The sequence below is a fragment of the Vibrio litoralis DSM 17657 genome (genome assembly GCF_000426765.1).
Taxonomy (GTDB): Bacteria; Pseudomonadota; Gammaproteobacteria; order Enterobacterales; family Vibrionaceae; genus Vibrio; species Vibrio litoralis.
In genome coordinates this window covers 693391-699419 of sequence record NZ_KE384567.1, presented here as the reverse complement: position 1 = coordinate 699419, position 6029 = coordinate 693391, and the positions used below count along the sequence as shown (strand labels likewise).

General features: G+C 44.8%; 13 protein-coding genes. All 13 read left to right on the top strand.

Annotated elements, in window-relative coordinates:
* Positions 1 to 94 (top strand): EF-Tu C-terminal domain-related protein (locus tag K358_RS19115; RefSeq protein WP_083962850.1); only part of this gene is annotated, 94 nt, incomplete at its 5' end.
* 447 nt (positions 95 to 541) lie between these two features.
* Positions 542 to 853, top strand: coding sequence for a 30S ribosomal protein S10 (rpsJ, locus tag K358_RS0116940; protein ID WP_017026395.1), 312 nt, complete (start codon positions 542 to 544; stop codon positions 851 to 853).
* Between the two features lie 13 nt (positions 854 to 866).
* Positions 867 to 1496 carry a 50S ribosomal protein L3 gene (rplC, locus tag K358_RS0116935; protein ID WP_027697927.1) on the top strand — a complete coding sequence of 210 codons (630 nt, stop codon included), beginning with the start codon at positions 867 to 869 and terminating at the stop codon, positions 1494 to 1496.
* A 16-nt stretch (positions 1497 to 1512) separates the two neighbouring features.
* Complete coding sequence (gene rplD, locus K358_RS0116930; protein WP_027697926.1) at positions 1513 to 2115, top strand: 50S ribosomal protein L4; 603 nt, start codon at positions 1513 to 1515, stop codon at positions 2113 to 2115.
* Positions 2112 to 2414: a 50S ribosomal protein L23 gene (rplW, locus tag K358_RS0116925; protein ID WP_027697925.1), complete on the top strand. Its 303-nt coding sequence runs from the start codon at positions 2112 to 2114 to the stop codon at positions 2412 to 2414. Before rplD ends, rplW begins: the two co-directional genes overlap by 4 nt.
* 15 nt (positions 2415 to 2429) lie before the next feature.
* On the top strand, positions 2430 to 3254 hold the full coding sequence (rplB, locus tag K358_RS0116920) for a 50S ribosomal protein L2 (RefSeq protein WP_017026391.1): 825 nt from the start codon (positions 2430 to 2432) through the stop codon (positions 3252 to 3254).
* Positions 3255 to 3273: 19 nt separating this feature from the next.
* The gene (gene rpsS, locus K358_RS0116915) at positions 3274 to 3552 is read left to right on the top strand and encodes a 30S ribosomal protein S19 (RefSeq protein ID WP_004398469.1); all 279 of its coding nucleotides are present in this window, start codon (positions 3274 to 3276) and stop codon (positions 3550 to 3552) included.
* Positions 3553 to 3562: 10 nt separating this feature from the next.
* Positions 3563 to 3895, top strand: coding sequence for a 50S ribosomal protein L22 (gene rplV, locus K358_RS0116910; RefSeq protein ID WP_027697924.1), 333 nt, complete (start codon positions 3563 to 3565; stop codon positions 3893 to 3895).
* Between the two features lie 20 nt (positions 3896 to 3915).
* Positions 3916 to 4617: a 30S ribosomal protein S3 gene (rpsC, locus tag K358_RS0116905; RefSeq protein WP_017026389.1), complete on the top strand. Its 702-nt coding sequence runs from the start codon at positions 3916 to 3918 to the stop codon at positions 4615 to 4617.
* An 11-nt stretch (positions 4618 to 4628) separates the two neighbouring features.
* A complete protein-coding gene (gene rplP, locus K358_RS0116900; RefSeq protein WP_027697923.1) occupies positions 4629 to 5039 on the top strand; it encodes a 50S ribosomal protein L16 in 411 nt (136 codons plus the stop codon).
* Complete coding sequence (rpmC, locus tag K358_RS0116895) at positions 5039 to 5230, top strand: 50S ribosomal protein L29 (protein ID WP_017026387.1); 192 nt, start codon at positions 5039 to 5041, stop codon at positions 5228 to 5230. Before rplP ends, rpmC begins: the two co-directional genes overlap by 1 nt.
* A complete protein-coding gene (gene rpsQ, locus K358_RS0116890) occupies positions 5230 to 5484 on the top strand; it encodes a 30S ribosomal protein S17 (RefSeq protein WP_027697922.1) in 255 nt (84 codons plus the stop codon). Before rpmC ends, rpsQ begins: the two co-directional genes overlap by 1 nt.
* 165 nt (positions 5485 to 5649) lie before the next feature.
* Complete coding sequence (gene rplN, locus K358_RS0116885) at positions 5650 to 6021, top strand: 50S ribosomal protein L14 (protein WP_017026385.1); 372 nt, start codon at positions 5650 to 5652, stop codon at positions 6019 to 6021.
* Positions 6022 to 6029 lie beyond the last annotated feature (8 nt).

Genomic DNA, 6029 nt, shown 5'->3' with positions numbered 1-6029 from the left:
CGCACCAATCGCGATGGACGAAGGTCTACGTTTCGCAATCCGTGAAGGTGGCCGTACAGTTGGTGCTGGTGTTGTAGCGAAAGTTATCGCTTAATATCAGACTCAAATCTGTATGAAAAAGGGGAGCTTCGGCTTCCCTTTTTGTTGCCTACTCCGAAATTAAGCAATAAAATCATCCCGTATCTTATCTTTTCGCGATTAATTTTCGAACACCACTTGCATCCCATTATGTGATCTGTATAATGCACGGCTCTGGTTTAGCCAGTTGTGAACCAATGAGCAGCGAGGATTCGTGTTAGCACTCCTAGTTCTTAAGGAATTATTCGGTGACTAGCCATAATGTATACTCAGCTTATGTTCGCAGTTAATAAAATTAGTCGTCTAGTTATCTAGAAATAGTTAAGTAGTTTCTGATGAAATTAACTGACAATGTACCCAATAAGGGCACTACGGTTTCACATAAATCAATCGGCATTCCTGCGAACTTACGCAGTTGAGTGGCGATATTGTTTGTGTAATTAATTAATTGGAGCTCTGTCTCATGCAGAACCAACGTATTCGTATCCGCCTAAAGGCTTTCGATTATCGTCTAATCGATCAGTCTACTGCGGAAATCGTTGAAACAGCAAAGCGCACCGGCGCACAGGTTCGTGGTCCTATTCCACTACCTACTCGTAAAGAGCGTTTCACAGTTCTTGTTTCTCCTCACGTCAACAAAGACGCACGTGACCAGTACGAAATTCGTACTCACAAGCGTTTAATCGACATCGTTGAACCAACAGATAAAACTGTTGATGCATTGATGCGTTTAGATCTTGCTGCTGGCGTTGATGTTCAAATCAGCCTAGGTTAAGGGAGAAGAAATAATGATTGGTCTAGTCGGTCGTAAAGTGGGTATGACCCGCGTATTTACCGAAGAAGGCGTTTCTATCCCTGTAACAGTTGTTGAGGTTGAAGCTAACCGTGTTTCTCAAGTGCGTACACTTGAAACTGATGGTTATGCAGCAATCCAAGTAACTGCAGGTGCTAAGAAAGCCAACCGTGTATCTAAGCCTGAAGCTGGTCACTTTGCGAAAGCAGGTGTTGAAGCAGGCCGCGGTCTTTGGGAATTCCGTTTAGAAAACGGTGAAGAGTTTGAAGTTGGCGCTGAGCTAAACGTAGAACTTTTCAATGAAATCAAAAAAGTAGACGTTACTGGCACATCTAAAGGTAAGGGCTTCCAAGGCGCTGTTAAGCGTTGGAACTTCCGTACTCAAGATATGACTCACGGTAACTCTTTGTCTCACCGTGCTCCGGGTTCAATTGGCCAATGTCAAACTCCAGGTCGCGTGTTTAAAGGCAAAAAAATGGCTGGTCACATGGGAGCTGAGCGTGTAACGACTCAAAACCTAGAGATCGTACGTGTTGACGCTGAGCGCAATCTGCTTCTTATTAAAGGTGCAGTACCTGGTGCTATCGGTGGCAACGTAATCGTAAAACCAGCTGTTAAAGCATAACGTCTAGGAGTAAGTAATGGAATTGATGGTTAAAGGTGCTGATGCACTAACTGTTTCCGAGACTACTTTCGGACGTGAGTTTAACGAAGCTCTTGTACACCAAGTAGTTGTTGCGTATGCAGCAGGTGCTCGTCAAGGTACTCGTGCTCAAAAGACTCGTTCTGAAGTATCTGGTGGCGGCGCTAAACCATGGCGTCAAAAAGGTACTGGCCGTGCGCGTGCTGGTACAATCCGTAGCCCAATCTGGCGTACAGGTGGTGTTACTTTTGCTGCGAAACCACAAAATCACAGCCAAAAAGTAAACAAAAAAATGTACCGTGGTGCTATGAAAAGCATTCTTTCTGAATTAGTTCGTCAAGAGCGTTTAATCGTTGTTGATAACTTCTCAGTTGAAGCGCCAAAAACTAAAGACCTAGTTGCTAAGCTTAAAGATCTTGAGCTAAACGATGTATTAATCGTAACTAGCGAAGTAGACGAGAATCTATTCTTAGCTGCTCGTAACCTTTACAAAGTTGATGCACGTGATGTTGCTGGTATTGATCCAGTAAGTCTAATCGCATTTGACAAGGTTCTAATGACTGCTGACGCAGTTAAGCAAGTTGAGGAGATGCTGGCATGATCAGTGAAGAGCGTCTACTAAAAGTTCTACGTGCTCCGCACATCTCTGAAAAAGCGACAATGGCTGCTGAAAAAGCAAACACTATCGTTTTTAAAGTTGCGACTAACGCAACAAAAAAAGAGATCAAAGCAGCTGTAGAAAAGCTATTTGAAGTTGAAGTTAAGTCTGTAAATACCCTAGTACAAAAGGGTAAGACCAAACGTCAAGGTATGCGTGAAGGCCGTCGTTCAGACGTGAAAAAAGCTTACGTTACCTTGAAAGAAGGTCAAGACCTTGACTTCGTTGGCGGTGCTGAGTAACAGGAGTAGTTAAAAATGGCTATTGTTAAGTGTAAGCCGACTTCCCCTGGTCGTCGCCACGTTGTTAAAGTAGTTAATGCTGACCTACATAAAGGTAAGCCTTACGCACCTCTTTTAGAGAAAAACTCTAAAAATGGTGGTCGTAACAATAACGGTCGTATTACAGTTCGTCACATTGGTGGTGGTCACAAGCATCATTACCGTGTAATTGACTTTAAACGTACTAAAGACGGTATCCCAGCGAAAGTTGAGCGTCTTGAATACGATCCAAACCGTAGTGCAAACATTGCTTTAGTATTGTATGCAGACGGTGAACGTCGTTACATTATTGCACCAAAAGGCATTCAAGCCGGTGATGCGATCCAATCTGGTGTTGATGCGCCTATTAAAGCAGGTAACACCCTGCCGATGCGTAACATCCCAGTAGGTTCTACAATTCACTGTATTGAACTTAAGCCTGGTAAAGGTGCACAGCTAGCTCGTTCAGCTGGCGCATATGCTCAACTTGTCGCTCGCGACGGTTCATATGTAACTCTACGCTTACGTTCTGGTGAGATGCGTAAAGTATTATCTGAAGGCCGTGCAACTATCGGTGAAGTAGGTAATTCTGAGCACATGCTTCGTGAACTAGGTAAAGCTGGTGCTAACCGCTGGCGCGGTGTTCGTCCAACCGTTCGCGGTGTGGTAATGAACCCAGTAGACCACCCACATGGTGGTGGTGAAGGCCGTACTTCTGGTGGTCGTCACCCAGTTTCTCCTTGGGGTATGCCTACTAAGGGCTTCAAGACTCGTAAGAACAAACGCACTGACAAGTACATTGTACGTCGTCGTAACAAATAATCTATAAAGAGGAATCGCCATGCCACGTTCTCTCAAGAAAGGTCCTTTTATTGACCTACACTTGCTGAAGAAGGTAGAGAAAGCGGTGGAAAGCGGAGACAAAAAGCCTATTAAGACTTGGTCCCGTCGCTCAATGATCATTCCATCAATGATTGGTTTGACCATCGCTGTCCATAATGGTCGTCAACACGTTCCAGTATTCGTAACTGATGAAATGATCGGTCACAAACTGGGCGAATTTGCACCAACTCGTACCTATCGCGGCCATGCTGCAGATAAGAAAGCTAAGAAGAAGTAAGGAGTAAATAATGGAAGCTATTGCTAAACATAACTTTGCTCGCATTTCTCCTCAGAAAGCTCGCTTAGTTGCAGACCAAATCCGTGGTAAATCAGTAGACCAAGCCCTTGAAATTTTAACTTTCAGCAACAAAAAAGCTGCTGAGTTAATCAAGAAAGTACTTGATTCTGCGATTGCAAATGCGGAACACAACGAAGGTGCAGATATCGACGATCTATCAGTCGCTAAAATCTTCGTAGATGAGGGCCCTATCATGAAGCGTATTATGCCTCGTGCTAAAGGCCGTGCGGATCGTATCTTGAAGCGTTCAAGCCACATCACTGTTGTTGTAGCAGATCGCTAAGAGACTAGGAGAGTAAGCAAATGGGTCAGAAAGTACATCCAAATGGTATTCGTCTTGGCATCGTTAAGCCTTGGAATGCTACATGGTTTGCTAATACCAACGAATTCGCTGACAACCTAGACGGCGACTTCAAGGTACGTCAGTTCTTAACGAAAGAACTGTCTAAAGCGTCTTTATCTCGCATCGTTATCGAGCGTCCTGCGAAGAGCATCCGTGTGACTATTCACACTGCTCGTCCAGGTGTTGTTATCGGTAAGAAAGGCGAAGACGTTGAGAAGCTACGCGCAGCTGTAGCTAAAATTGCAGGTGTACCAGCGCAAATTAACATTGCAGAAGTACGTAAGCCTGAGCTAGACGGTCAATTAGTGGCTGATAGCATCTCGTCTCAGCTAGAACGTCGTGTTATGTTCCGTCGTGCTATGAAGCGCGCAGTACAAAACGCAATGCGTCTAGGTGCTAAGGGTATTAAAGTAGAAGTAAGTGGTCGTCTAGGCGGCGCTGAAATCGCGCGTACTGAATGGTACCGTGAAGGCCGTGTGCCACTACATACCCTACGTGCTGATATTGATTACGCAACTTCTTCGGCTCACACTCAATATGGTGTGATCGGCGTTAAAGTTTGGATCTTCAAGGGTGAAATCCTTGGCGGTATGCCAGACGCTAACGCGGTAGAGCCAAAGGCTGACAAGCCTAAGAAGAAGCCACGTCAAAGCCGTAAGTAAGGAGTCGACTGATGCTACAACCTAAACGTACTAAATTCCGTAAGGTTATGACTGGTCGTAACCGTGGTCTAGCGAAAGGTACTGATGTAAGCTTCGGCGAATTCGGCCTTAAAGCTGTTGGCCGTGGTCGCATTACTGCTCGTCAGATCGAAGCGGCTCGTCGTGCAATGACGCGTCACGTTAAGCGTCAAGGCCAAATCTGGATTCGTATTTTTCCAGACAAACCTATCACTGAAAAACCTCTTGAAGTTCGTCAAGGTAAAGGTAAGGGTAACGTTGAATATTGGGTTGCCCAAATCCAGCCTGGTAAAGTGATGTACGAGATGGGTGGTGTACCTGAAGAGTTGGCACGTGAAGCGTTCCGCCTAGCGGCACGTAAACTGCCTATAAAAACAACTTTTGTAACTAAGCAGGTGATGTGATGAAAGCACAAGACCTACGCGAAAAAAGCGTTGAAGAGCTTAACGCTGAGTTATTGAATTTGCTACGCGAACAGTTCAACTTGCGCATGCAAGCTGCAACTGGTCAGCTACAGCAAACTCATACTCTGAAAGCTGTACGCCGTGATATCGCACGTGTTAAGACTGTTTTGACTAGTAAGGCAGGCGCATAATGAGCGAAACAACTCGTACGACTCAAGGTCGTGTAATTAGCGACAAAATGGACAAGTCTATTGTTGTTGCTATCGAACGTTTTGTTAAACACCCAATTTATGGGAAGTTCATCAAACGTACGACAAAAGTACATGCACACGATGAAAACAACGAATGTGGCCTAGGCGACAAAGTTGAGATTCGTGAGTGTCGTCCACTGTCTAAGACCAAATCTTGGACATTGGTTAAAGTTCTAGAAAAATCGAAAATTTAATTTTTCCTTATTTTTTAGGCTTTTAAAGCGGCCCCAAAGTTTTTTTTGGGGCCGTTTATTTTTTGACTACCTTTCTTCTGGAAACGGTGGTACAATTCGCAGCCCTTATAAAGAGGCAGCCCGACCCGAGATGGGTCTAGTTTTAATATTTAGCGGAGCACTAACATGATCCAAATGCAAAGTACACTGGACGCAGCGGATAACTCCGGCGCTCGCAGAGTAATGTGTATTAAGGTTCTGGGTGGCTCTCACCGCCGTTATGCACATATCGGAGATATCATCAAAGTTACTGTTAAGGAAGCAATTCCTCGCGGTAAAGTAAAAAAAGGTGATGTTCTGAAAGCGGTAGTGGTGCGCACCCGTAAAGGCGTTCGTCGTCCAGACGGTTCTGTCATTCGCTTCGACCGTAATGCTTGTGTATTGTTGAACGACAATACTGAGCAACCAGTCGGTACACGTATCTTTGGTCCTGTGACTCGTGAGCTTCGTAATGCGAAATTCATGAAAATTGTGTCACTAGCACCTGAAGTTCTGTAAGGAGCGGC